1 protein-coding gene and 1 pseudogene are annotated in these 860 nt (G+C 49.0%); both read left to right on the top strand.

From position 1 onward, the window contains the following. A pseudogene (locus B3180_RS11940) lies at positions 1 to 608 on the top strand (allophanate hydrolase); the annotation flags it as partial. 48 nt (positions 609 to 656) lie between these two features. Next, positions 657 to 860, top strand: a 204-nt coding sequence (locus B3180_RS11935; protein WP_286844773.1) for a glutamate--tRNA ligase family protein, incomplete at its 3' end; no start/stop codon positions are given.

Below are 860 nucleotides of genomic sequence, written 5' to 3'. Positions count from 1 at the left end.
AGGGCGGGTTTCAGGTTGAACCTAAGTGGGGCAGCTGTGCAACCGTTACCCGCGATGCAGTGGGTGGCCTGCATGGAGACGGCTCGCCTTTAAAAGCGGGCGATGAGATTAGTTTTAATCAGCAAGAATTGCAGATGTCTCGCCGTGTTGGCTGGGCTTATCGGCCGAATTATGAAAAGACACCGGTTATTGGCTTAATACCGGGCTTTCAGTACGAGGCTTTTCCCATGTCTGCAAGAGAAGCTTTCTGCTACGAAGATTATGAAGTCACTAAAGACAGCGACCGTATGGGCATTCGTTTGTCTGGTAAAGCGTTGGAATATGACGGTGAGGGGCTGGTATCTGAAGGTGTGAATGTGGGGTCTGTGCAGGTTCCTGCGAACGGCCAGCCCATTATTATGATGCACGACAGGCAGACCTTAGGGGGCTACCCCAAACTGGGCACCATTAACCCGTTCGATTTAGGTCGGCTGGCGCAATGCCAACCGGGTCAGACCGTTCGTTTTACTCGCATAGAGGGTAAAGTTGCACAGCAGCAACTGCGCCGTTTTTATCAGTTTTTTAATGTCCGCTTAACTTGTCAGGCAGGCGATAACCTGCGATCATAACCGCTTCATTTTATCCGGTGTTGATTTTGTAGCGGAGACAAAAGGTTCATGGCTGATACTGATTCACGTCCCAGTAATTTTATTCGTCAAATCATTGATAAAGATTTGGCCAGTGGTAAGCACTCTACCGTACATACCCGTTTTCCTCCGGAACCTAATGGTTACCTGCATATTGGCCATGCCAAATCGATAGTGCTGAATTTCGGTATTGCCGAAGACTATAACGGCACCTGTAACCTGCGTTTTGATGAC

The organism is Idiomarina sp. UBA4206 (assembly GCF_002383015.1).
Lineage (GTDB): Bacteria > Pseudomonadota > Gammaproteobacteria > Enterobacterales > Alteromonadaceae > Idiomarina > Idiomarina abyssalis.
Note: the sequence above shows the minus strand (reverse complement) of the source record. Positions and strands in the feature narration are given on the sequence as shown.